Consider the following 23,976-nt stretch of genomic DNA (forward strand, 5'->3'; position numbering starts at 1 on the left):
TTTTTTGCGCCTGCGTCATTCGCCTTCGCACTGCACGCGGAGGCACACCATCACGCTGCGCGCCGTTGCCATTCGGCGCGCGTAAGATGGCGCGAGCGGCCGCGTCTGGCGGATGTGCATTGCGGGGCGGCATCCCGGCTCAACGCGTGACAACGGCAAAGGAGAGCGGCATGGCACAACGATTCGATGCGATCGTGATCGGCACGGGGCAGAGCGGGCCGCCTCTCGCCGTGCGGCTCGGGCAGAGCGGCCGCAAGACGGCTGTGATCGAGCGCGCGGCGTTTGGCGGCACCTGTGTGAACGTGGGGTGCACGCCGACCAAGGCGTATGTCGCTTGCGCGCGTGCCGCCCACGTTGCGCGGCACGCGGCCGACTTCGGCGTGCGAATCGGCGGTGGCGAACTGGCGAGTGGCGTGCCCGCAGGCAATGTTCACGTCGACCTCGCGTTCGTGAAGGCGCGCAAGGAGCGCATCGTCGGGGCTTCGCGTGACGGGGTCGAGCGCTGGCTGCGCGAGGCGCCGAATGTCACCGTGTTCAAGGGTCATGCCCGCTTCTCAGGCGCGCATGCGGTGCGCGTGAGCACCCACGACGGCGCCCAGGCCGATCTCGAAGCACCCGAAATTTTCATCAACACGGGCACGCGCGCGCAGATCCCCGCCATTCCGGGCCTCGAAACAATTCGCTACGAAACCAACTCGACGCTGCTCGCGCTCGAGCAATTGCCCGAACATCTGGCGATCTGCGGCGCCAGCTACGTGGCGCTCGAATTCGCGCAGATGTTCCGCCGATTCGGCAGCCGCGTGACGGTGCTGGTGCGCGGGCAACGCATCCTCTCGCGCGAGGATGAAGACTTTTCGCACGCCGTGCAGGACCTTCTCGCGCGCGAAGGTGTGGCGTTTCGTTTCGGCGCGCAGCCGCGCAGCGTGGCGCCGCTCGAAGGCGACGCAGGCGTGCGCATCGCGCTCGACAGCGGTCCGCTCGATGCTTCGCACCTGCTGTTCGCGACGGGACGCGTGCCGAACACCGACGACCTGGGCCTCGACGCCGCGGGCATCGAGACCGACACGCACGGGCTCATTGCCGTGGATGGCCAGTTGCGCACGGCCGTGGAAGGCATCTGGGCGCTCGGCGACGTGAACGGCCGCGGTGCGTTCACGCACTCGTCATACGACGACTTCCAGATCGTCGCGGCGAATCTGCTCGACGGCAAGGCGCGCAGCGCCGACACCCGCATTCCCGCGTACGCGGTGTATGTCGATCCGCCGCTTGCCCGCGTGGGGTTGAGCGAGCGCGAAGTGCGCGAGCGCGGCAAGCCTGCGCTCATCGCCACGATGCCGATGTCACGCGTAGGCCGCGCGCGCGAGCGCGGCGAAACCGGCGGTTTCATGAAGGCGATGGTCGACCCGCAGACGCAACGCATCCTCGGCGCGGCGATATTCGGCATCGAAGGCGACGAGGCGATCCACACGTTCATCGACACGATGACGGCCGGCGCGCCCTACACGACGCTGCAATACGCGATGCACGTGCACCCCACCGTGAGCGAACTGGTGCCGACCTTGCTCGACGGCCTGAAACCCCTCGCTTGAAACCAACACGTGAGTGCTTCCGGATGAACGAACCGCTAACCGCCGCATTCGGCAATCTATTCGCAGGCATCGTCCACGACGCGGACAAGGAGCGTCTGGATACGCTCGTTTCGCGCGATGGGCTGTCGATCGAGCGCATCGTCTCGACGGGGCAGGCGAGCCCGCCGGGCTTCTGGTACGACGACGCGCGCGAGGAGTGGGTGGTGCTGCTCTCCGGCGCGGCGACGCTGGCGTTCGAGGATGCGGCCGTGCCGCCGCGGCGCCTGCTGCCTGGCGACTATGTGCACCTGCCGGCGCATTGCCGCCACCGCGTGTCCTGGACCGATCCAACCGCGCCGAGCGTGTGGCTGGCGGTGTATATCGGCGCGGGAGCGAATGAGAACGACGACGCAAAGGCGTGAGCGCGGCGATAATCGCTGTTCCATAGCCGAGCCGTTCCGCCATGTCCGCGAAACACCCGCTGCGTCCGCTGCACGTTGCGCTGGTTGCCGATACGCACAATCTGCTGCGCCCCGAGCTCCTTGCATTCGTCAAGGGCTCGGACGCGATCGTGCACGCTGGTGACATCTGCGACGCGGCTGTGCTCGACACGCTCGCGGCCATCGCGCCGCTTACCGCAGTGCGCGGCAACAACGATCGTGGCGCGTGGGCGGAGGCGCTGCCCCTGCAGACCACGGTGGAACTGGGCGGCGTGCGGCTCGCCGTGGTACACGAACTGGCCGATCTGCAAGGCAATCCCGCTGTTGAAGGCATTGCGCTCGTCGTGAGCGGGCATTCGCACAAGCCAGCGCTCGAAACGCGCGATGGCGTGCTGTTCGTGAATCCCGGCAGCGCGGGGCCGCGGCGCTTCAGGCTGCCCGTCTCGGCGGCGATGTTGACGATAGCAAGCGACGGCGCACTGCACGTCGAGCACGTCAACCTCGTCGAATAGCGCTATCGGGCGAGCAAGAAAAAAGGCCAGCACGAAGCTGGCCTTTCGATGCGGGCGGTTTAATCCCGTATCAGGCGCGCACGGCACGCACCGCGTCGGCGAGGGCGTATTCCTCGTCGAGTTCGCGCGCGAGACGCGCGCCGCGCAGCACCGCATGCGCTTCCGACTTGCTGCTGACGCTCGGCGCCGAACCCGGCAGCGGACGGCGCGCCGTTTCGGGCATTGCGAGCACCGAGACGATGCCGATCACCGCCGCGCCCATCAGGTAGTACGCGGGCATCATCAGATTCTGCGTGTGCTCGACGAGCCACGCCGCCACGAGCGGCGTCGTGCCGCCGAACAGCGACACCGACACGTTGAAGCCGATGGCGAGCGCGCTGTAGCGGATCGCGGTCGGGAACAGCGCCGGCAGCGCCGATGGCATCACGCCCGTGAAGCACGAGAGCAGCGCGCCGAGAATCAGGAGGCCGAAGAATACCGGCAAGAGCGTACCCGTCTGGATCAGCGTGAGTGCCGGGATCGAGAGCAGGATGAGCCCCACGCAGCCCCCGAGCATCACGGGCTTGCGGCCGACGGCATCGGACAGGCGCCCGAGCGCGAGCGTCATCGGCATCATGAGGACCATCACGATGAGCACGAGGAAGAGGCTATGCGTCTCGTTGAAGTGCAGCGTGGCCGAGAGGTAGCTCGGCAGGTACGAGAGCGCCATGTAGTCGGTCACGTTGAAGATCAGCACGAGGCCCACGCATAGCAGGAAGGGGCGCAGATGGCGGGTGAGCAGCGCGTGCAGCGTGAGCTTCGGGCGCGCGTGTTCCTCGGCTTCGCGCAGTTGCGCTTCGCGCTTGAACGCGGGCGTTTCTTCGAGCTTCGTGCGGATATAGAGACCGACGAGGCCGAGCGGGCCGGCGATCATGAACGGCACGCGCCAGCCCCAGTCGAGCAGCTGCTCGTGCGAGAGCATGGCCGTCAGCAGGGCAACGGTGCCCGCGCCCAGGACGTAGCCGATCAGCGTGCCGAACTCGAGGAAGCTGCCCAGGAAGCCGCGGCGCTTGTCGGTGGCGAACTCGGCGATGAAGGTCGCCGCGCCGCCATATTCGCCGCCTGTCGAGAAGCCCTGGACGAGACGCGCCACGAGCAGGAGCGCGGGCGCGGCAATGCCGATCGAGTGGTACGACGGGATCAGCCCGATCGCGAAGGTGCCGCAGGCCATCATGATCATCGTCATCGCGAGCACGCGCTGGCGGCCGATACGGTCGCCCAGCGGCCCGAACACGATGCCGCCGATCGGGCGCACGAGGAATGCGGCCGCGAACGTGCCGAACGTCGCAATGAGCTGTGCTGACGCGCTGCTCGAGGGGAAGAACACCTGGCCGAGCGTGACGGCGAGGTAGCTGTACACGCCGAAGTCGAACCATTCCATGGCGTTGCCGAGCGCCATGGCGCCGACGGCGCGTTTGAGAAGGCCCTGGTCGACGATCGTGATGTCGTCGACAGTGAGGTCGGCGTATGCCGCCGGTGTGGCGGAAGTGGAAGCGGTCAAGGTCTGCATCTCCAATGACTGCGACGAGCGTAAGACGAGGCTCGCCACGGTTGCCGGAGAGTACCGTTTCGGGTTAGCGACGACATTTCGCGCACCGCGCGTCGCCGGATGGCGGCCGCTGCTGTGCCGCGCCAGGCAAGAGGCGCACGAAAGCAATGCTGAAGCGCCGCGAAACGACACTCGGACGAGTTGTGTTTAAGCGTTGCGCCTGCGTGGCCGTGGAAGGGGGGCAGGGCACATGAGGACGCTGGACCGGCACGGGGGTGCCCGGTAAAGCGCCGTTGAAATCAAAAAGCAGCCCGCGTTACGGAGCGTGTCTTTCTGCGATGTGTGCACTCGGGGCGATGGCGTTCTGCCGCGATACGGGAAGTGTCGCCGCCGCAACACTGACGAATGCCGATTGATGGCTATTTGATGGAATAGCCTGTTGAACGAGGCCCAATGGTAGCATGATCGCCGAAGATCCTGCAAATCGCTTGCCAGGCGGGGTTCCTCGAAGCGGGCCAGATGCCCGTGTGGCGGGCGATTGCGCCGATTTCATGGAACCGTTTCCTGCGCCTGCAACGCGCATGAAGCACATAAAAAAACCGCGCCCGGGGCGCGGTTTTCGGTCGGCTGTGCTGCGCCACCGACTGGCGCAGAGCACTTCCTGAGAGAGTTCCAGCAGGCCTTAGCCTTCGGTCGGCGGCACATAGCCGGCGGCCTGGTCGGCGCCTTCGCCGAAAAAGTACTTTTCCGTTTGCTTCATCAGATACTGACGTGCGCGCGGATCGGCCATGTTCAGGCGGTTTTCGTTGATCAGCATGGTCTGCTGCTTGAGCCACTGCTGCCACGCCTCCTTCGAGACGTTTTCGTAGATGCGCTTGCCGAGTTCGCCGGGCAGCGGGGGAAAGTCGAGACCCTCGGCTTCCTTGCCGAGCTTCGCGCATTGAATCATACGGGCCATGCTGTGCTTCTCCTTGATCGTATGTGGGGGTGGCGTGAGCGGGCGCTCAGAGCTGTTTCATCAGCACGAGCGACTTGCGCTGCCAGTTGTAGAGCCGCCGGCGGTCTTCGGGCAGGTCGTCCACCGTTACCTTGACGAAGCCGCGCTTGAGGAACCAGTGTTCCGTGCGCGTGGTGAGCACGAAAATGCGGGTGAGGCCGCGTGCCCGCGCGCGCTGTTCGATGCGCCGCAAGAGCCGCTCCCCGTCGCCGGAGCCTTGCGCCTCGGGCGAGACCGTGAGACACGCCATTTCGCCGATGCGCTCCTGCGAGTACGCGTAGAGCGCCGCGCAGCCGAACAGCACGCCATCGTGCTCGATCACCGAGAAGTGGTCGATGTCGCGCTCGATCTGGTGGCGGCCGCGGCGCACGAGCGTGCCGTCGCTTTCGAGCGGCTCGATCAGCGTGAGAATGCCGCCGACGTCATCGGGTGTGGCCTCGCGCAGGCTTTCCAGGTTCTCGTACGAGATCATGGTGCCCACGCCGTCGTGCAGGAACAGTTCGAGCAGGACGCTGCCGTCGAGCGCATAAGGAATGATGTGCGCACGGCCCACGCCGCCGCGGCAGGCGCGAATCGAGTGCTTCAGATAGAAGCCCGCGTCGCCGAGCACGGTGCCGCTTTCCTGCAGCTTGTAGGCGTCGTCGAGCGACATTTCGCGGATCAGCTCGCCATCTTCGTCGATCAGGCCCGGCGTTTCGGTGAGGAAAATGATCTTGTCGGCGCGCAGCGCAATGCCCGCCGCCGAAGCGACATCTTCCATCGAGAGGTTGAACGCCTCGCCCGTGGGCGAGAAACCGAGCGGCGAGAGCAGCACGAGCTTGCGGCTCGCGAGCGAATGGCGGATCGAATCCGCGTCGATCTTGCGCACGACGCCCGTGTGCTGGAAGTCGACGCCGTCGAGAATGCCGACCGGTCGCGCCGTCACGAAATTGCCCGACACCACGCTGATGTGCGCGTGCGCCATCGGCGTATTCGGCAGACCCTGGCTGATCGCAGCCTCGATGTCGAGACGCACTTCGCCGGCCGCTTCCTTCGCGGACTCGAGCGCGCGGGCATTCGTGATGCGCATGCCGTGCGAGAACTCGGATTCGACGCCGTGCAGGCTCATCTGCTCTTCGGCCTGCGGGCGCGAGCCGTGCACGAGCACGATCTGGATGCCCATGGCCTGCAGCAGCGCGATGTCGGCGACGAGCGCGTTGAGCAGATTCTGGTGGACGACCTCGCCGCCGAACGCGACGACGAACGTCTTGCCCTGGAACCTGTGGATGTAGGGCGCGACCGATCGCATCCAGTCGACGAACTGCGCGTGCTGCGCGAGGATCTGCGAGTCGGGATCCGCAGCGGCGGCGGGCGCGCTGTCGGTGGCGGGGGCGAGGTCGGTTTGGGAATTCATGCCCGGGATTATAATGCGCCCCCATGTCGAATGTACCCAAAAGACCTGCCTCGGCGCAGGGCAGCAACACCCCGGCCGGGAAGGAATCGGCGCAGGACGGCGCGCAGCGGAAAAGCGCGTCGCAGAAGTACGGCGACGGGCAAAAGCTCGCGTCGGCGGACAAGCTTGCCGCGCTCATGGGCGGCGGCGTGCTGGGCGGCGCACGCGTGCAGGATAAGCGCGCAACGGAGCAGGCGCCGGCGCAGCCCGCGAGGGCGAAAGACGCGCCGGGCGCGCGTGCCGAAAGCGGCGTGAAACAGGGCGATGCCGCCGCCACGCACACGCAGGATGAGCGTGCGCGCCGTCGCGAGCCGGCGCGCGGCGAGGCGAGCCGCGCACCGCAAGGCGCGCAACGTGCGCAGCAGCGCGAAGCGCGCGCGCCGCGCGATGAGGCACGCAAGCCGGACTCGCCGCGCGAGACGTGCGCGCAAACACAAAAGCAGGCGGGGCACACGCCGTCCGATGAAGCCTCGCGCGAACACACGCAACGTAGGCAACGTGGGCAACATACGCGGCCCGATGCGCCCGGCGGCTCGGGACATGCGCAGCCTCGCGATCCGTCTCCGCAGCAAAAGCCGGCGCGACCGGCACAACCGCAACGCGCGCCGCGACCGCAAGCGGAGCGCGCCACACGCTCCCCCAATGAGCGCAGTGAACGCCCGCAGGGCAACGAAGCGAAGGAAGGCAACCCGGGCAAGCCGCGTGGCGAACGTGAGCCGCGTCGCGTGATCGAGCCGAACAAGGTGCCGCCCATCACGTTCCCCGAGGCGCTGCCGGTATCCGGCCGCCGCGAAGAAATTGCGCGCGCGCTAGAAGCGAATCAGGTCGTGATCGTGAGCGGCGAGACGGGCTCGGGCAAGACTACGCAGTTGCCGAAGATCGCGCTCGCGCTGGGTCGCGGCCTCGGCGCGGGCGGCACGGGTCTGATCGGCCATACGCAGCCGCGGCGGATCGCGGCGTCGGCGACCGCACGGCGTATCGCCGACGAACTGAACACGCCGTTCGGCGAAGTGGTCGGCTACAAGGTGCGCTTCACCGACAATCTCTCGCCGGGCGCCTCGGTCAAGCTCATGACCGACGGCATCCTGCTCGCCGAGACGCAAACCGATCCGCTGCTCAAGGCCTACGACACGATCATCATCGACGAGGCGCACGAGCGCAGCCTGAACATCGACTTTTTGCTCGGCTATCTGAAGGAGATCCTGCCGCGCCGGCCCGACCTCAAGCTGATCGTGACCTCCGCGACCATCGACGCGGACCGGTTCGCGCGCCACTTCGGCAGCGACGAAAAGCCGGCACCCGTGATCGAGGTGAGCGGGCGCTTATATCCCGTCGAGGTGCGCTATCGGCCGGTGCAGGAAGACAGCCCGGCGGTGAAGAACGCACAGGGCACGGCGGGGCGCGAAAAGAGCGGCAAGTCGCAGCGCGACACCGACCGCGACCTGATGGAAGCGATCGTCGACGCCGTCGACGAACTCTGCCGCGAAGGCTCGGGCGACGTGCTGGTGTTCCTGCCCGGCGAGCGCGAGATTCGCGATGCCGCCGAGGCGTTGCGCAAGCACCATCCGCCGCACACCGAAATCCTGCCACTTTTCGCGCGCCTCTCGGCGCAGGAGCAGGAGCGCGTGTTCAAGCCGTCGAACGCGCGCCGCATCGTGCTCGCGACCAACGTCGCGGAAACCTCGCTGACGGTGCCGGGCATCCGCTACGTGGTCGACACGGGGCTCGCTCGCGTGAAGCGCTACTCGTACCGCAACAAGGTCGAGCAGTTGCAGATCGAGTCGATCTCGCAGGCCGCCGCTAACCAGCGCGCGGGCCGCTGCGGGCGCGTCGCGGACGGCATCTGCATCCGGCTCTATGAAGAGTCGGATTTCGTCGCGCGCCCGCGCTTTTCCGATCCGGAAATCCTGCGCTCGTCGCTCGCCGCCGTAATCCTGCGGATGAAGTCGCTGCATCTCACGGCGATCGAGACGTTCCCGTTCATCGAGCCGCCGCCGGGGCGCGCGATCGCCGACGGCTACCAGCTGCTCAACGAGCTCGGCGCCGTGGACGACGACAACGCGCTCACGCCGCTCGGCCGCGAACTCGCGCGCCTGCCGCTCGATCCGCGCGTGGGCCGCATGATTCTCGGCGCGCGCGACGAGCAGTCGCTGCGCGAAGTGCTCGTCATTGCGAGCGCGCTCTCGGTCCAGGACCCGCGCGACCGGCCTATCGAGGCGCAGGAGCAGGCGGACCAGGCCCATCGCCGTTTCGCCGACGAGCGCTCCGAGTTTCTGCAATGGCTCAAGATCTGGGCCTGGTTCGAGGATGCAGTCGCGCACAAGAAGTCCAACCGCCAACTGCTCGATGCGTGCCGCGCGAACTTCCTCTCGCATCTGCGCTTGCGCGAATGGCGCGACGTCCACTCGCAACTGCTGACGGTGGTGCGCGAGCACGGCTGGCGCATCAACGAAGCCGACGCGACCTATGAGCAGATCCATCACGCGCTGCTCACGGGCCTGCTCGGCAACATCGGCCTGAAGGCCGACGACGAACCGCATTACCTCGGCGCGCGCGGCATCAAGTTCCACTTGTGGCCGGGCTCGGCGCTCGTGAAGAAGGCGGGGCGCTGGGTCGTCGCCGCCGAACTCGTCGAAACGAGCCGGCTCTACGCGCGCTGTATCGCCAAGATCGAGCCCGAATGGCTGGAGAAGGTGGGCGCGCACTTGCTGAAGAAGTCGCTCTCCGAGCCGCATTGGGAAAAACGGGCCGCACAGGTCAGCGCGTTCGAGCGCGGCGTGCTTTATGGCCTGCCGGTGTATCAGCGCCGCAGGGTGGCGTTCGGCAGGCAGGATCCGGCGCGCGCGCGCGAACTCTTCATTCGCGGCGCGCTCGTGGAAGGCGAGTTCGACACGAAGCTCGCATTTTTCGCGCACAACCGCAAGCTGCTCGCCGACATCGAGCAGCTCGAACACAAGTCGCGCCGCCAGGACGTGCTCGTCGACGACGAGTTGATCTACGGCTTCTACGATCAGGCGATTCCCGAGGGCATCTATTCGGGCGCGTCGTTCGAGCGCTGGTATCGCGACGAGGTGAAGAAGAGCGGCCAGCCCGAGGACAAGCTGCGTCTCTTGTTCCTCTCGCGCGACGACCTGATGCGCCACGAAGCGGCGGGCGTGACGACCGACCTGTTCCCGAAGCGCATGACGATGTCGGGCGTGGCGATGGCGCTCACGTATCACTTCGAGCCGGGCTCGCCGCGCGACGGCGTGACCCTCGCGGTGCCGCTCTACGCGCTCAACCAGGTCGACGCGCGCCGCTGTGAATGGCTCGTGCCGGGCATGCTCAAGGAGAAGGCGCAACTGCTCCTGAAGTCGCTGCCGCAAAAGCTGCGCCGTCATTGCGTGCCACTGCCCGAGTACGCGGCTGGCTTCGCCGGGCGCGCGGGCGGCGAACGCTTCGGCGCAGGTGGCCTGCTGGAGGCGTTGATTGCCGACGTGCGCGAGCAGAAGCAGATCGCGTTGAAGTCGGCCGACTTCAAGCTCGAAACGCTTCCCGCGCACCTCTTCATGAACTTCAAGGTGATCGACGAGCACGGCCGGCAGCTCGCCATGGGCCGCAATCTCGCGCAACTGCGCGCCGAACTCGGCGCCCAGGCTCAGCAGCAGTTTCAGAAGCTCGCGAGCGCGACGGCGCTCGCCGCGCTGGAAACGCATGCGCAGGGTGGCGTCGCTGCCGAAACGGCGCAGCAAGCGGCAGCCGGCAAAGCACCGCAGAGGAGCCTCGCGCCGCACACGCCCGCAGCAGGCGAAGCGACGCCCGGCGAAGCGACGCCCGCCACCGCCCTCTACGAAAACCTCACGACGTGGAATTTCGGCAAGTTGCCCGAGCTGCTGGAAATCCGGCGCGGCGGACAGACGCTGTTCGGCTATCCGGCGCTGGTCGATCGCGGCACGCATTGCGACGTGGAAGTATTCGATTCGCCGGAGGAGGCGGCGCGTATTCATCGCGCTGGCCTGCGGCGGTTGTTCGCGCTCCAGCTGCGCGAGCCCATTCGCTATCTGGAGAAGAATCTGCCGGGCCTGCGCGAAATGGCGATGCAGTTCATGACGCGTGCGACGCAGGAGGAATTGCGCGACCAGCTGATCGAACTCGCGCTCGACCGCGCCTGCCTGCAAGAACCGCTGCCCGACGACGACGCGAGCTTTCACGCGCGCAAGGACGAAGGCCGCGGACGTCTCTCGCTGCTCGCCCAGGAAATCGCGCGGCTGGTGGGGCAGATCCTCGCGGAATACGCGGCGCTCGCGAAGAAGCTCGTGCAGGCCAAGGCCTTTGGTGCGCCCGCGACCGACATGCAGGCGCAGGTCGATGCGCTCATCAGCAAACGCTTCATTCTGGAAACGCCGTATGCGCAGCTCGTGCATTTTCCGCGCTACCTGAAGGGCGTCGCGCTGCGCATCGACAAGCTGCGCGCCGATCCCGCGCGCGACGCGCGCCAGGCCGCCGAATTTCAGCCGCTCGCGCAGCAATACCAGCGCGCGCTCTCGCAGCGCGGCGGCGTGTTCGATCCTCGTCTCTCGGAATTCCGCTGGCTGCTCGAAGAACTGCGCATTTCGCTCTTCGCGCAGGAGTTGCGCACGCCGATGCCGGTTTCGGTGAAGCGCCTGCACAAGGTCTGGGAGTCGATGCAGCGCTGAACGGCACTGCGGCCGCGCATTACGGGCCATAACACTGGTCCGAAAACGGCCGCATATCTGCGTTCTTTGCATTTTTCAAGGGCCCTACGTCAACCTTGCAGGCAAACAGACGTTCTACAATCACGCACGCATCTGCCCGGGAACGATACTTCAATGCCGAACAACGCAACTCTCAGCCGCATCGCCAGCAAGGCCGTCGGCGTCGCGCTCGCTTTCGCTGCGCTCGCTTCAACGTCCGCGCATGCGGACAACATCATCGTCCTCAATTCGGGCGAAGCCACGCTGAGCCTCATCGACGACAAGACACACGAAGTCGTCGGTACCGTGCCCACGGGCAAGGAGCCACATCACCTTTTCCCCACGCCGGACAACAGTGCGCTGATCGTCGCGAACTCGGTGTCGAACAACCTGCTGTTCGTCGACCCCAAAACCGGCAAGGTGCAGCACTGGGTCGAGAACATCGAAGACCCGTACCAGCTCGGCTTCTCGCCTGACCGCAAGTGGTTCGTCACGACGGGCCTGCGCCTCGACCGCCTCGATATCTACAACTACGCGGGCGGCAGCAATATCACGCTCGCGAAGCGCCTGCCGCTCTCGGCCATGCCGAGCCACCTGGCGTTCACCAACGACAGCCGTACCGTGTTCGTTTCGCTCCAGGTGTCGGGCGAAATCGCGGCGGTCGATCTGCCCACGCAGAAGGTGCTCTGGAAGATGAAGGTCGGCCCCGCACCGGCCGGCCTGTGGCTCACGCCCGGCGACAAGTACCTGCTCGTCGGCATGACCGGCGCCGATTACGTTGCCGTGGTCGACTGGCGCAACCAGAAGATCGTCAAGACGATCCAGGTGGGCAAGGCCGCCCACAACTTCCGCTCGCTCGTCGATGGCCGTCACGTGTTGGTGTCGAGCCGGGTGTCGAACGTCATCAGCATCATCGACGAGGAAACGCTCGAAAAGACCGGCGAGATCAGCGGCCTGATGCCCGGGCCCGACGACATGGAACTCACCGCCGACAAGCGCTACCTGTGGGTGACGTTCCGCTTCGCGAAGCACATCGGCCTGATCGACATGCAGACGAAGAAGCTCATCAAGACGATCGCCGTGGGCCGCTCGCCGCACGGCATCTACTTCTACGATCGCGCGCCCGTCACGGCGCCGAACGGGGCATAAAGAGGAAGAGGGGCGCGTGGAGATGGCGGCGGCTGTGCTGGCATTCGTTGCCGAGGCGGGGCACGCGGTCGGCGCGGGCGCCGGTGATCTCGTCTCGTGGCTCCAGTCGCTTCTCTTCGTCAATGTCGTCCAGCCGATGCTGTTTCACATCGGCATGATGGACGTGGAAGACGACACCTACGACGCGCTCTACTGGGTGATCGTCGGCGTGCTCGAAGTGGGTCTCATGTATGCGCTGCTGCGCCCGCTCGAAGCGCTCGCGCCGGTGGAGAAGTGGCGCGACCGCAAGGGCGTTGGGATCGATGCGCTCTACACGTGGATCACGCGGCTCGGCGTTCTGAACCTGCTGTTCTTCTTCACGATGCAGCCGTTCTTCGACCGCGCGCAAAGCGCGCTGCGGCTGATGGGCGTGAAGAGCGTGGACCTCGACAATCTCTGGCCGGGTGTGACCACGCAGCCGCTCGTGGCGTTCGCGATCTACCTCGTGGTGCTCGACTTCTGCGGTTACTGGTACCACCGGCTGTCGCATCGCTACGGCATCTGGTGGGAACTGCACGCCGTGCACCACAGCCAGCGCAAGATGTCGCTCTGGTGCGATAACCGCAACCATTTGCTCGACGTGCTCGGGCAATCCTGCATGTTTGCCGCGGTGGCGCTCGTGATCGGCGTGCCGCCGGCCCAGTTCGTGGTGCTCGTCGCGTTGACGAACTTCGTGCAGAACGTGCAGCACGCCAACATCCGCCTGCACTTCGGCTGGCTCGGCGAGCGCCTCGTCGTGAGCCCGCGTTTTCACCGCCGCCATCACGCCATCGGCTATGGCCATGAGGGCACCACGTATGGCTGCAATTTCGGCGTGCTGTTCCCGTGGTGGGACATGATGTTCGGCAGCGCGTCGTTCAATCGCGAGATCGAGCCCACCGGCATACGCGACCAGCTCGAAGGCGTGTGCTATGGCGAGGGTTTCTGGGCGCAACAGGGTTATGCGTTCGCCCGCATCGCGCGGCGCCTGCGCACGCTCGCTCGCGCCGGGGCGGCTGCACAGGCTGCACAGACCACCGAGGCCGCGGCGCGCGACGACGCCACCGTCTCCTGAGCGCACCGGACGCTTGCCTTCGCCGCCGGCCGCCCGCGCTTTGCCCGCCGTGCGCCCCGGTGGTTTATCCTGTCGGCCAGGTTCCCCGATTTTGCCGACACCGTGTTCTCCACCCGTCCTTTTCGCCGTATTCCGCTCGCATGAATGACCTGTTGCGTTCGTTCGGACGCGCGCTCTCGAGCGTGTTCCATCCAGCCATGCTGGTTCTCACGTTCGTGCCGTTTCTGGTGGCCGCGCTGGCGTGGGGGGCCGTGCTCTATCTGTTCTGGCAGCCGCTGCTCGACCTCATGCGGGGGGCGCTGGCGAACTGGACGTCGATGAACTACGTCTATCATCTGTTCGACGTGCTCGGGTTCGGCGGGCTGCGCGCAACGATCGCGCCATTTCTCGTCATCGTCCTGACGATTCCGCTCATCGTCATCACGGTTCTGCTGCTGATCGTCGCGATTTCGATGCCGCGCGTGATCCGTCATCTTTCGAAGCGCCAGTACGCGATGCTCGAATTGCGGCGCGGCGGCAGCTGGTACGCCAGCCTGTTCCATTCGCTCGTCACCACCTTCGTTTGCCTGATCGTGATGGTCGTGACGCTGCCGCTCTGGCTCATTCCCCCGTTCTTCGCGCTGATCCCGCCGCTGCTCTGGGGCTGGCTCACGTATCGTGTGATGACCTACGACGCGCTGGCGCTGCACGCGAGCGTCGAGGAGCGGCGCGCGCTGGTGCGCAGCCACCGGCTGCCGCTGCTCGTGATCGGCGTGGTGAGCGGGCTGCTCGGCTCCCTGCCCACGGCGATCTGGGCCGTATCCGCGTGGCTGCTCCTGTTCTTCCCGGTGCTGGCGGCAGTGACCATCTGGATCTATGCGTTCATTCTGGTTTTCACTGCGCTCTGGTTCGGGCACTACTGCTTGCGCGCGCTCCAGCGCATGCGCGCGCACGACGCGCAGCCGGCGTCCGGCGACGTGACGGTCGTGCGCTGACGCTCCCTCATCAAGATAATCAGCAGGACACATTCAGCGAGGCGACACATGGCATTTGGCGTCATCATCATCGGCGACGAGATTCTCTCGGGGCGCCGCTCCGACAAGCATCTGCCGAAGGTCATCGAACTGCTCGGCGCGCGCGGACTTGCGCTCGAGTGGGCCCAGTACGTGGGCGACGATCCCGCGCGCATCACGGAAACGCTGCGGCGCTCGTTCGCTTCGGGCGACATCGTGTTCTCGACGGGCGGCATCGGCGCGACGCCGGACGACCACACGCGCCAGTGCGCGGCGGCGGCGCTGGGCGTGCCGCTCGTGCTGCATCCCGACGCAAGGGCGGCCATCAGCGAGCGCATTCGCGACATGCATACGGGCCCCGAACCGGTGAACTACCAGTCGCCCGAGAATCAGCACCGTTTCCAGATGGGCACGTTCCCGCAGGGCTGCGAGATCATCCCGAACGGCTACAACAAGATCCCGGGCTTCTCGATTCGCGATCATCACTTCATGCCGGGCTTCCCCGTGATGGCCTGGCCGATGATCGAGTGGGTGCTCGACACGAAGTACGCGCATCTGCATCATCAGACGCCGCATGCCGAGAAGTCGCTGCTCGTGTTCGAGTTGCCGGAGTCGACGCTCACGCCGCTCATGGAGCGCATCGAGCGCGATTTTCCCGGTGTGCGCGTGTTCAGTCTGCCGAGCGTGGGCGACACGGAGCGGGGCGGCATTTACGCGCGCCGGCACATCGATCTTGGCGTGAAGGGCGAGCCCGAGGCGGTGGCGGCCGCCTTCGTGAAGCTGCGCGAAGGCGTGCATGAACTGGGCGGCGATGTGGTCGAGCCGGCCGCGCCGGGCTAGGCATCTGCCGATGGCGAGCGCCGCAGCGGGCCGCGCGCCGGGTAGCGAGGAGTGCGCCGGCTGCCGCAGCGTGTCAGACGGCGCGGCGGCGCATCATCGGCGTGTCACACGCGGCGCCCAGAGTGGCCCGCTGTGCTGGGCTGGGCGCGGGGCAGCGCCGCCGTGGCGAGGCTTATGCCCCGATCCACGGCAGGCCACGGAAGCACCAGCCGCTAACGGTTTTTCTGTGCCCCTGGCTGTCCTTATCACCCTCGAAGCCTTCGAGCAGGTCGTAGGCTTTCGTGAAGCCGGCCTTGGCGGCTTCGATGGCGGCGAGCTTGGAGCGCGCGGCGCTGCGGCACAGGAACAGGACGGGCGCGTCGCCCTCGACGGCGCTCCTGAGCTGGGCGAGGAACTCGGCGTTGGGCACCCCGCCCGGGTAGCGGGTCCATTCGACATGGGCGTACTGGCCGTCGCCGACCACGGGGCGGCCGACCCAGTCGAGCTCCGCGCGCGTGCGCACGTCGACGAGGCGTGCTCGCGGGTCGAGTTGCAGAAGCTCGAATGCCTCTGCAGGCGAAACCGCACCCGCGTAAGGCAACTGGTTCTCGACGCGGCGCTTTTCGGCCTGGGCGTACAACTGTTCGAGCGTACTCATGACAACGGATCTCCTGTTTCGCGTTGGACCAAAAAATCATTCTAGCGCGTGGCGCTGGGCGCGAAGCGCGATCCGCGTACCGGAGAGCGCATCATGCAGACGCCACGCGCGTGCGGGCGCGTGGAGATCAAGAAGGAGGGATGCATTGAGTTGGTGCATCTCGGCGCTTTTGCACCATAATGAAGAGAGATTCGCGCGCCAAATTCGGGATTGCACGGGTTTGGTGCCGATAGGCCGCCGCACCGGCGGCACCACCAAGGCGCCGCGCACGTTTTTTCACTCCAAGTGCGCGTCGCGAAAGGGATTTGCGCCAGCTTGGCGCATGCATGGCATGGAAGCTGCTTTATACGTCGCGATCGATTCGTAGCCGGCCAACCGGGTCAGCGGGACAGACCTGGGAAGGAGGCGGCCGGCGAGGATCAACAAGATTGGGACGGCGGCAGCGTTCGCCGAAATCGTTAATCAGGAGAAAAGGTTATGAGTAAATCCGTGGCCGACGTCATGCAGCTCGTCAAGGACGAAGACGTCAAGTTTGTCGACTTCCGCTTCACCGACACGCGCGGCAAGGAGCAGCACGTTTCGGTTCCGCTGTCGGCATTCGACGAAGACAAGTTCGAGTCGGGCCATGCGTTTGACGGTTCCTCGATCGCCGGCTGGAAGGGCATCGAAGCCTCGGACATGCTGCTCGTGCCGGACCCCAACACGGCGTACATCGACCCGTTCTACGAGGAATCGACGCTCGTGCTGACCTGCGACGTGGTCGAGCCGGCCGACGGCAAGGGCTACGAGCGCGACCCGCGTTCGCTCGCCAAGCGCGCCGAAGCGTACCTGAAGAGCACGGGCCTCGGCGACACTGCCTTCTTCGGTCCGGAGCCGGAATTCTTCATTTTCGACTCGGTCCAGTGGAACACGGACCAGTCGGGCTGCTTCGTGAAGATCGGTTCGGATGAAGCGCCCTGGTCGTCGGGCCGCGAAATCGAAGGCGGCAACACGGGTCACCGTCCGGGCACGAAGGGCGGCTACTTCCCGGTCGCACCGGTCGACACGTTCCAGGACATCCGCTCGGAAATGTGTCTGCTGCTCGAGCAGATCGGCATTCCGGTCGAAGTCCACCACCACGAAGTCGCGGGCCAGGGCCAGAACGAAATCGGTACGAAGTTCTCGACGCTGGTTCAGCGCGCGGACTGGACGCAGCAACTGAAGTACATCGTCCACAACGTGGCGCACACGTACGGCAAGACGGCGACGTTCATGCCGAAGCCGGTCGTCGGCGACAACGGTTCGGGCATGCACGTTCACCAGTCGATCTGGAAGGACGGCCAGAACCTGTTCGCGGGTAACGGCTACGCAGGCCTCTCGGAATTCGCGCTGTTCTACATCGGCGGCATCATCAAGCACGCTCGCGCGCTGAACGCCATCACGAACCCGGGCACGAACTCGTACAAGCGTCTCGTTCCGCACTTCGAAGCACCGGTCAAGCTCGCTTACTCGGCACGCAACCGTTCGGCATCGATCCGTATTCCGCACGTCTCGAATCCGAAGGGCCGCCGTATCGAAACGCGCTTCCCGGATCCGCTGGCCAACCCGTACCTGTGCTTCTCGGCGCTGATGATGGCAGGTCTGGACGGCGTGCAGAACAAGATCCACCCGGGCGAAGCCGCCGACAAGAACCTGTACGACCTGCCGCCGGAAGAGGATGCAAAGATCCCGACCGTTTGCGCCGGCCTCGACCAGGCGCTGGAAGCGCTCGACAAGGATCGCGAGTTCCTGACGCGCGGTGGTGTGTTCACCGACGGCATGATCGACGCTTACCTCGCGCTGAAGGAAGGCGAACTGCAACGCGTGCGCATGACCACGCACCCGGTCGAGTTCGAACTGTACTACTCGCTGTAATGGCGATGGCGCTTCGCTGGATCCGGTTCAGCGAAGCGCCGGTTCAGTTCGTCCGACTCGCAGCAATCGCGTTGCGAAATGGTCTCGAAGGGACGGCGGTGCCGTCCCTTTTTCGTTGGGCCGCATGATTGGCACGAAGTTGTGCCCCGTTCTTCACGACCTGGACCGTTGCCGGCGTGCCGCAAGGTGGCTGGCCTGAAACATGGTGCTCAAGAATCTGATCAAGGCTAGAAAAGGCCACGCGGATCCGCTTTCCGACGACGGGCAACTCGTCGAGTCGGGCCTGCTGCCCGGCTTCGAGGCGCTGCCCACAGTCGTGCTCGTGCTCGACAAGCGCACGCTGCGCGTCGCCTTCGCGAATCCTTCGGCCGAGGCGATGCTCGATCTCTCGCGCCGTCAGCTCGCGCAGATGGCGTGGTCCGATCTCTTCTCGAACGCGGACGAACTGCTCACGACGATCGCATCGATTGCCGCGCATCGCTTTCACGCGACGCGTCTCGACGCTTCGCTGGAGCGCCCCGGCCGCGAGCCGCTGAACGTGCATGTGGTCGTGGGCTTTCTCGAGAGCGCCCCCGATTACGTGCTGCTAGAGCTCTTCGAGAACGAGCGGCACCTGCGCAGCGATCGCGAAGAGCGCATCCACGACCTCACGGCCGTGAACAAGCATCTCATCCGCAATCTCGCGCACGAGATCAAGAACCCGCTGGGCGGCATTCGCGGCGCGGCGCAACTGCTCGAATTCGAACTCGGCGCGCTGGAGCGCGACGAATTGCGCGAGTACACGCAGGTGATCATCAAGGAGTCGGACCGCCTGCAGACGCTCGTCGACCGGCTGCTGGAGCCGCACCGGCATCCGCACATCGTCGGCGACGTGAACATCCACGAGGTATGCGAGCGCGTGCGCGCCGTGATCCTCGCGGAATTCCCGCGCGGCCTCACGATCGAGCGCGACTACGACGTGAGCGTGCCCGACCTGCGCGGCGACAAGGAGCAGCTGATCCAGGCACTGCTGAACATCGTGCGCAACGCGGCGCAGGCGCTGCGCGAACGCATTTCGCAGGGCGATGCGCGCATCGAGTTGCGCACGCGCGTCGCGCGCAAGGTCACGATATCCAAACGCTTGTGCAAGCTGGCACTGGACTTGCATATCACGGACAACGGGCCCGGCATTCCCGAGGAAATCCGCGATCGCATCTTCTATCCGCTCGTCTCCGGACGCGAGGATGGCAGCGGTCTCGGCCTCACGCTCGCGCAGACGTTCGTCCAGCAGCACGACGGACTCATCGAAGTCGATAGCCGGCCCGGACACACCGAGTTTCAGATTCTGTTGCCGCTCGATAGCTGAACGGATCATCGAGCCGATAACCGAAGCTGATTTCAGATTTACCGATACCGCACGCCACCAGGACTTCTGACCGATCTTATGAAGCCGATCTGGATAGTAGACGACGATCAATCGATACGCTGGGTGCTCGAAAAGGCACTCGCCCGCGAGAACTTCGCCACCCGCAGCTTCTCGAACGTGCGCGAAGCCGCGAGCGCGCTCGATCACGACAGCCCGCAGGTGCTCGTCTCCGACATCCGCATGCCCGGCGGCTCCGGCCTCGAATTGCTGCAGACCGTGCGCGAGCGCCTGCCGGGCTTGCCCGTCATCATCATGACGGCGTTCTCGGACCTCGATAGCGCGGTTGCCGCATTTCAGGGCGGCGCGTTCGAGTATCTCGCCAAGCCCTTCGACGTCGACAAGGCCGTCGAGCTGATTCGCCGCGCCGTGGACGAAAGCATGCGCGGCGAGCAGCAATGGGACGAGCGTCCCGCCGAAGCGCCCGAGATGCTCGGCCAGGCGCCGGCCATGCAGGACATGTTCCGCGCCATCGGGCGGCTTTCGCATTCGGCGGCCACGGTGCTCATCACGGGCGAGTCTGGCACCGGAAAGGAGCTTGTCGCGCGCGCTTTGCACCGACATAGCCCACGCGCGAACGGTCCGTTCATTGCGCTCAATACTGCCGCCATTCCAAAGGATCTTCTGGAATCCGAATTGTTCGGCCACGAGCGCGGCGCGTTCACTGGCGCCCAGGCCATGCGTCAGGGCCGCTTCGAGCAGGCCGAGAACGGCACGCTGTTCCTCGACGAAATCGGCGACATGCCGTTCGATCTCCAAACGCGCCTCTTGCGCGTGCTCTCGGACGGGCAGTTCTACCGCGTGGGCGGACACAACCCGCTGCGTGCGAACGTGCGCGTGATCGCCGCGACGCATCAGAACCTGGAGACGCGCGTGCGCCAGGGGTTGTTTCGCGAGGACTTGTATCACCGCCTCAACGTGATTCGCTTGCGTCTGCCCGCGCTGCGCGAGCGCAGCGAGGATATTCCGCTGCTCACGCGCCACTTCCTGCAGAAGAGCGCGCGCGAACTGGGCGTGGAGCCCAAGCGCGTGTCGGACGAGGCGCTTGCCTGGATGTCCGCGCTGCCGTTCCCCGGCAACGTTCGCCAACTGGAGAACCTCGCGAACTGGCTCACGGTGATGGCGCCTGCGCAGACCATCGAGATCAAGGATCTTCCGCCTGACCTCATGCCCGCGCACGCTGCGCCCGGTGCTGCATCGCCCCTCGGTGAAGCCGCGGGCGCTGCCGATGCCTCGTCGGCTGCGGTCTCGGCTCTGGCGACGAACGGCGCGAACCATGCGTCGCACGTGGCGGCTGCGGGGATGCCTGGCGCTATCGGCGGCGTGGCGGGTGGCGTGGTGTTCGGCACGCCCGCGTTCGGCGCGTCCAACGGCACGGCCGTCTCGCCGCTCAGCGTGTGGGAGAGTGGTCTGCGCACGGAAGTCGCGCGTCTCTTGCGCGAGAACAGCGCGGACGTCATGGACGAACTCTCGCGCCGCTTCGAGGCCGCCGTGATCCGCGAGGCGCTCGACTTCACGCGCGGGCGCAAGGTCGAGGCGGCCGAGCGCCTGGGCATCGGCCGCAACACGATCACGCGCAAGATCCAGGAGCTCAATCTCGAGTGATCTTTCGCATCGGGTCGGCCTCGTGCAACGCAAGGCAGCCCGATGCGCAGTGCGCCGGCGCGCGCACAGGGCATAATCGTCGCTGTTTTCCTGTCGACGACCGATCATGCCCGTGACTTCCCCGTGGCCCGCCGAGGCCGATCCGTTCCTTTCTCTCGAATCGCTCGACGATCCTGCCGTCATGGCCTGGGTCGAAGAGCAGAACGCGCGCACGCGTGCCGCGTGGCAGGGCGGCGCGCGTTTCGATGCGCTGGAGAAGCGCCTCGCGCAGGCCTACCTGCCGCGCGAGCGGCCGGTGATCCCGAGCCGCTGGCAGGAGTGGGCCTACGACCTCTGGGAGGACGAGGACAATCCCAAGGGCCTGTGGCGCCGTGCGCTGTGGGCCGATTGGCGCGCGCACGAGCCGCAGTGGCAGACGCTCATCGACTTCGACGCCCTCGGTGCAAAAGAGGGCATGCCGTGGGTTTGCGCGGGCATCGACATCCTCTACCCGGACGGCGACCGCGCGCTGATCCAGCTTTCCGATGGCGGCTCCGACGCGGTCGTGGTGCGCGAGTTCGATATCGTGCGCCGTGAGTTCATGGAAGACGGTTTTGCCATCGCGAAGGAGGGCAAGCACACGATCTCCTGGATCGACCGCGATACGGTGTACGTCGGCTGGGACGCGGGCGGCAGGAACGGGAACAAGATGCTCACGCGTTCGGGCTATCCGCGCGAGGTGCGCCGCTGGACGCGCGGTACGGCGCTCGCCGACGCGCCCGTGGTGTTCCGCGGCGAGTTCGACGACATCAGCGTGGAGGGCGACTACGATCCGGTCGAGAAGCGTCACGACGTCGTGCGCAGCGTGGACTTCTTCGATTCGTACACCTATCGTCTCGATGAGCGGGGCAACTGGCAGATGTACGACGTGCCCACGCATGTGGCAGTCGGGGCGTGGCACGGCTGGCTGCTGCTGGAGCCCCGGCTCGACTGGGTCGCTTCCGACCTCACGTACAAGGGCGGCGCGCTGCTCGCGATCCGCGAAGACGCTTTCCTTGCGGGCAGCCGCGCGTTCACGCCGCTCTTCACGCCAACGCCCGTCACTTCGGCGTGTGACTGGAGCAATACGAAAAACGTCCTGATCGTCTCCTGGCTCGACGACGTGGAGAGCCGCACGATGCTCTGGCAGCCCCGGCAAACGGATGGCGCATGGCGCTGGGAGCCGCGGGCGTTCCCTACGCGCGCAAGTTCGCAAGTGGACGTCTCGCCGATCGAAGACACGCTCAACGACGAAGTGTTCGTCGACGTGGACGACTACCTGCTGCCGCCCGAATACTGGCTCGCCGATCTCGCGCAGACCGATCTCCAGAAGTGGGAATTGCTCGACCGATGGCCCACGCAGTTCGAGGCCGGACCGCTCACCGTGATCCGCTCGCACGCGCGTTCCGCCGACGGGACGAGCGTACCGTTTACGGTCATCGGCCCGAAGGCCGTGCTGGAAGGCGGGGCTCGCAAGGCGTCGCCGTGTCTGCTTACGGGCTATGGCGGCTTTGCAATCGCGCTCACGCCGCAATATCTCGTGGGCTCGGGCATCGGCTGGCTGGAGCAGGGCGGCGTGGTGGCAATCGCCCACATTCGCGGCGGCGGCGAGTACGGCACCGCCTGGCACGTGGAGGCGCAGCGCGAACATCGGCAGCGCTCGTTCGACGACTTCATCGCAGTGGCCGGGCAGTTGATCGCCGACGGCTACACCAGCGCCGCGCAGCTGGGCATCAAGGGCGGCAGCAACGGCGGGCTGCTCGTGGGCGCGTGCATGGTGCAGCGACCCGAGCTATTCGGCGCCGTGGTGTGCGAGGTGCCGCTGCTCGACATGCAGCGCTATCCGCTGCTGCACGCGGGCGCCTCGTGGATCGACGAATACGGTGATCCTCAGGATGCCGAAGAAGCGCTCGCGCTGGCCGCGTATTCGCCTTACCACCATGTCAAGCCCGGCGTGACTTACCCTGCCACGCTCTTCACGACTTCGACGAGCGACGACCGCGTGCACCCCTCGCACGCGCGCAAGATGGTCGCGCGCATGCTGCAGCAGGGGCACGCGAACGTGTGGTACCTGGAGAACACCGAAGGCGGCCACGGCCCCGGCAGCGATTCGCTCGAGCGCGCGCAGTATGACGCGCTCGTCTATCGCTTCCTGTGGACGACGCTCGCGGCGAACTGGTGAGGAAGGCGCTCAATTGCCGAGATCGAGCGTGGCGATCACCGGCGTGTGGTCGGAGGGCTGATCCCATTTGCGCGGAACCTTGTCCACTTCGCATGCGGTGAGATGCGCCGCGAGCGCCGGCGAGAGCAGCACGTGGTCGATGCGCAGGCCCGCGTTGCGGCGAAACGCGAACATGCGATAGTCCCACCACGTAAAGGTTTTTTCGGGCTGCTCGAACCGGCGGAATGCATCCACGAAACCGAGTTCGATCAGGCGGCGGAACTGCGCGCGCTCTTCCGGCGAGACGAGGTTCTGGCCTTCCCACGCCTTGGGGTCGTGCACGTCGCGGTCTTCGGGAGCGATGTTGTAGTCGCCGAGCAGCGCGAGCTTCGGGTAGCGCTGCATCTCCTGCGCGAGCCAGCCGTGCATGGCGTCGAGCCATTGCAGCTTGTACGCGAACTTCTCCGTGCCCGGTGCCTGTCCGTTGGGAAAATAGGCGCTCACCACGCGCACGTCGCCTACCGTCGCGGCGATCACGCGTTGCTGCGCATCTTCGAAGCCGGGAATGTTGCGCACGATCGTGGCTTCGTCGACGAAGAGGCCCTCGCGCACGAGGATGCCCACGCCGTTATAGGTCTTCTGGCCGGCGAACCAGCTGCGATAGCCGTGCGCCTCGAGATCGGCGCGCGGAAATTTTTCGTCGGGAAGCTTAAGCTCCTGGAGGCACAGCACGTCGGTCTTGCTCGCATTGAGCCAGTCGATGACGTGCTGCAGACGGACCTTGAGGGAGTTGACGTTCCAGGTGGCGATTTTCATATAAAGACGAAGCCGTTGTATATCAATGATTTATGTCGGTAGGCGACCGGTACTTTGGGCTCTGGCTACCCATTTGACTACCCGGTCCGGACGGGCTCGCCTGATGCTCTGCCTGTCGTTTTTCCGCCATCGTATCAGTGCTGGCGGCTATACCCCGGCTCTCGATCCTGTTAACCGCAAAATGCGCATACCGCTAAAA

17 protein-coding genes are annotated in these 23,976 nt (G+C 65.9%); 12 read left to right on the forward strand and 5 right to left on the reverse strand.

Going from position 1 to position 23,976, the window contains the following annotated elements:
• Positions 1-170: 170 nt before the first annotated feature.
• From BMI01S_RS12130 to BMI01S_RS12140, 3 genes are read left to right on the forward strand one after another with little or no spacing between them, the layout of a single operon-like run.
• Positions 171-1,589, forward strand: a complete 1,419-nt coding sequence (locus BMI01S_RS12130) for an FAD-containing oxidoreductase (RefSeq protein WP_028210104.1) — start codon at positions 171-173, stop codon at positions 1,587-1,589.
• A 23-nt stretch (positions 1,590-1,612) separates the two neighbouring features.
• Positions 1,613-1,990 carry a cupin domain-containing protein gene (locus BMI01S_RS12135; RefSeq protein WP_028210103.1) on the forward strand — a complete coding sequence of 126 codons (378 nt, stop codon included), beginning with the start codon at positions 1,613-1,615 and terminating at the stop codon, positions 1,988-1,990.
• Positions 1,991-2,031: 41 nt separating this feature from the next.
• Positions 2,032-2,520, forward strand: coding sequence for a metallophosphoesterase family protein (locus tag BMI01S_RS12140; protein ID WP_028210102.1), 489 nt, complete (start codon positions 2,032-2,034; stop codon positions 2,518-2,520).
• Between the two features lie 70 nt (positions 2,521-2,590).
• Here BMI01S_RS12140 and proP read toward each other — a convergent pair whose 3' ends face one another.
• The 3 genes from proP to argA all read right to left on the reverse strand — a co-directional run bounded on the left by proP (position 2,591) and on the right by argA (position 6,438).
• On the reverse strand, positions 2,591-4,069 hold the full coding sequence (proP, locus tag BMI01S_RS12145; protein WP_154671172.1) for a glycine betaine/L-proline transporter ProP: 1,479 nt from the start codon (positions 4,067-4,069) through the stop codon (positions 2,591-2,593).
• A 661-nt stretch (positions 4,070-4,730) separates the two neighbouring features.
• On the reverse strand, positions 4,731-5,006 hold the full coding sequence (locus BMI01S_RS12150; protein ID WP_028210100.1) for an oxidative damage protection protein: 276 nt from the start codon (positions 5,004-5,006) through the stop codon (positions 4,731-4,733).
• A gap of 46 nt (positions 5,007-5,052) precedes the next feature.
• Positions 5,053-6,438, reverse strand: a complete 1,386-nt coding sequence (gene argA, locus BMI01S_RS12155; protein WP_028210099.1) for an amino-acid N-acetyltransferase — start codon at positions 6,436-6,438, stop codon at positions 5,053-5,055.
• A 23-nt stretch (positions 6,439-6,461) separates the two neighbouring features.
• Between argA and hrpA the strand changes: the two genes are divergently transcribed.
• The 5 genes from hrpA (at position 6,462) to BMI01S_RS12180 (ending at position 15,245) form a co-directional block, all read left to right on the forward strand.
• Positions 6,462-11,153 (forward strand): ATP-dependent RNA helicase HrpA, encoded by a 4,692-nt coding sequence (hrpA, locus tag BMI01S_RS12160; RefSeq protein ID WP_028210098.1) that lies wholly within the window; start codon positions 6,462-6,464, stop codon positions 11,151-11,153.
• A gap of 153 nt (positions 11,154-11,306) precedes the next feature.
• Positions 11,307-12,320: a YVTN family beta-propeller repeat protein gene (locus BMI01S_RS12165; protein WP_036017881.1), complete on the forward strand. Its 1,014-nt coding sequence runs from the start codon at positions 11,307-11,309 to the stop codon at positions 12,318-12,320.
• Between the two features lie 22 nt (positions 12,321-12,342).
• The gene (locus tag BMI01S_RS12170; protein ID WP_081715828.1) at positions 12,343-13,413 is read left to right on the forward strand and encodes a sterol desaturase family protein; all 1,071 of its coding nucleotides are present in this window, start codon (positions 12,343-12,345) and stop codon (positions 13,411-13,413) included.
• A 140-nt stretch (positions 13,414-13,553) separates the two neighbouring features.
• Positions 13,554-14,387 (forward strand): EI24 domain-containing protein, encoded by an 834-nt coding sequence (locus tag BMI01S_RS12175; RefSeq protein ID WP_028210096.1) that lies wholly within the window; start codon positions 13,554-13,556, stop codon positions 14,385-14,387.
• Positions 14,388-14,435: 48 nt separating this feature from the next.
• Positions 14,436-15,245, forward strand: coding sequence for a competence/damage-inducible protein A (locus BMI01S_RS12180; RefSeq protein WP_028210095.1), 810 nt, complete (start codon positions 14,436-14,438; stop codon positions 15,243-15,245).
• A 172-nt stretch (positions 15,246-15,417) separates the two neighbouring features.
• Here the strand turns inward: BMI01S_RS12180 and BMI01S_RS12185 are convergent, their stop codons facing one another.
• Positions 15,418-15,882, reverse strand: coding sequence for a rhodanese-like domain-containing protein (locus BMI01S_RS12185; RefSeq protein ID WP_028210094.1), 465 nt, complete (start codon positions 15,880-15,882; stop codon positions 15,418-15,420).
• Positions 15,883-16,359: 477 nt separating this feature from the next.
• On the opposite strand from BMI01S_RS12185, the gene glnA reads away from it, so the two are divergent.
• The 4 genes from glnA to BMI01S_RS12205 all read left to right on the forward strand — a co-directional run bounded on the left by glnA (position 16,360) and on the right by BMI01S_RS12205 (position 22,982).
• Positions 16,360-17,775 (forward strand): type I glutamate--ammonia ligase, encoded by a 1,416-nt coding sequence (gene glnA / locus BMI01S_RS12190; protein ID WP_028210093.1) that lies wholly within the window; start codon positions 16,360-16,362, stop codon positions 17,773-17,775.
• A gap of 202 nt (positions 17,776-17,977) precedes the next feature.
• Positions 17,978-19,120, forward strand: a complete 1,143-nt coding sequence (gene glnL / locus BMI01S_RS12195; RefSeq protein ID WP_028210092.1) for a nitrogen regulation protein NR(II) — start codon at positions 17,978-17,980, stop codon at positions 19,118-19,120.
• A 78-nt stretch (positions 19,121-19,198) separates the two neighbouring features.
• A complete protein-coding gene (ntrC, locus tag BMI01S_RS12200; protein WP_028210091.1) occupies positions 19,199-20,782 on the forward strand; it encodes a nitrogen regulation protein NR(I) in 1,584 nt (527 codons plus the stop codon).
• A gap of 106 nt (positions 20,783-20,888) precedes the next feature.
• Positions 20,889-22,982: a prolyl oligopeptidase family serine peptidase gene (locus BMI01S_RS12205; protein ID WP_028230467.1), complete on the forward strand. Its 2,094-nt coding sequence runs from the start codon at positions 20,889-20,891 to the stop codon at positions 22,980-22,982.
• A gap of 9 nt (positions 22,983-22,991) precedes the next feature.
• Here the strand turns inward: BMI01S_RS12205 and xth are convergent, their stop codons facing one another.
• Positions 22,992-23,777, reverse strand: a complete 786-nt coding sequence (gene xth, locus BMI01S_RS12210; protein WP_028210089.1) for an exodeoxyribonuclease III — start codon at positions 23,775-23,777, stop codon at positions 22,992-22,994.
• Positions 23,778-23,976 lie beyond the last annotated feature (199 nt).

The sequence above is a fragment of the Paraburkholderia mimosarum LMG 23256 = NBRC 106338 genome (assembly GCF_000739815.1).
Classification (GTDB): Bacteria; Pseudomonadota; Gammaproteobacteria; order Burkholderiales; family Burkholderiaceae; genus Paraburkholderia; species Paraburkholderia mimosarum.

What these genes read in the sequence shown, in the direction of transcription:
- BMI01S_RS12175 (WP_028210096.1), top strand. Translation starts at nt 13,554, where the DNA reads ATGAATGACCTGTTGCGTTCGTTCGGACGCGCGCTCTCGAGCGTGTTC.
- BMI01S_RS12165 (WP_036017881.1), top strand. Translation starts at nt 11,307, where the DNA reads ATGCCGAACAACGCAACTCTCAGCCGCATCGCCAGCAAGGCCGTCGGC.
- argA (WP_028210099.1), bottom strand. Translation starts at nt 6,438, where the DNA reads ATGAATTCCCAAACCGACCTCGCCCCCGCCACCGACAGCGCGCCCGCC.
- BMI01S_RS12140 (WP_028210102.1), top strand. Translation starts at nt 2,032, where the DNA reads ATGTCCGCGAAACACCCGCTGCGTCCGCTGCACGTTGCGCTGGTTGCC.
- glnL (WP_028210092.1), top strand. Translation starts at nt 17,978, where the DNA reads ATGGTGCTCAAGAATCTGATCAAGGCTAGAAAAGGCCACGCGGATCCG.
- BMI01S_RS12130 (WP_028210104.1), top strand. Translation starts at nt 171, where the DNA reads ATGGCACAACGATTCGATGCGATCGTGATCGGCACGGGGCAGAGCGGG.
- BMI01S_RS12150 (WP_028210100.1), bottom strand. Translation starts at nt 5,006, where the DNA reads ATGGCCCGTATGATTCAATGCGCGAAGCTCGGCAAGGAAGCCGAGGGT.
- ntrC (WP_028210091.1), top strand. Translation starts at nt 19,199, where the DNA reads ATGAAGCCGATCTGGATAGTAGACGACGATCAATCGATACGCTGGGTG.
- BMI01S_RS12135 (WP_028210103.1), top strand. Translation starts at nt 1,613, where the DNA reads ATGAACGAACCGCTAACCGCCGCATTCGGCAATCTATTCGCAGGCATC.
- glnA (WP_028210093.1), top strand. Translation starts at nt 16,360, where the DNA reads ATGAGTAAATCCGTGGCCGACGTCATGCAGCTCGTCAAGGACGAAGAC.
- BMI01S_RS12185 (WP_028210094.1), bottom strand. Translation starts at nt 15,882, where the DNA reads ATGAGTACGCTCGAACAGTTGTACGCCCAGGCCGAAAAGCGCCGCGTC.
- BMI01S_RS12170 (WP_081715828.1), top strand. Translation starts at nt 12,343, where the DNA reads ATGGCGGCGGCTGTGCTGGCATTCGTTGCCGAGGCGGGGCACGCGGTC.
- BMI01S_RS12205 (WP_028230467.1), top strand. Translation starts at nt 20,889, where the DNA reads ATGCCCGTGACTTCCCCGTGGCCCGCCGAGGCCGATCCGTTCCTTTCT.
- hrpA (WP_028210098.1), top strand. Translation starts at nt 6,462, where the DNA reads ATGTCGAATGTACCCAAAAGACCTGCCTCGGCGCAGGGCAGCAACACC.
- BMI01S_RS12180 (WP_028210095.1), top strand. Translation starts at nt 14,436, where the DNA reads ATGGCATTTGGCGTCATCATCATCGGCGACGAGATTCTCTCGGGGCGC.
- proP (WP_154671172.1), bottom strand. Translation starts at nt 4,069, where the DNA reads ATGCAGACCTTGACCGCTTCCACTTCCGCCACACCGGCGGCATACGCC.
- xth (WP_028210089.1), bottom strand. Translation starts at nt 23,777, where the DNA reads ATGAAAATCGCCACCTGGAACGTCAACTCCCTCAAGGTCCGTCTGCAG.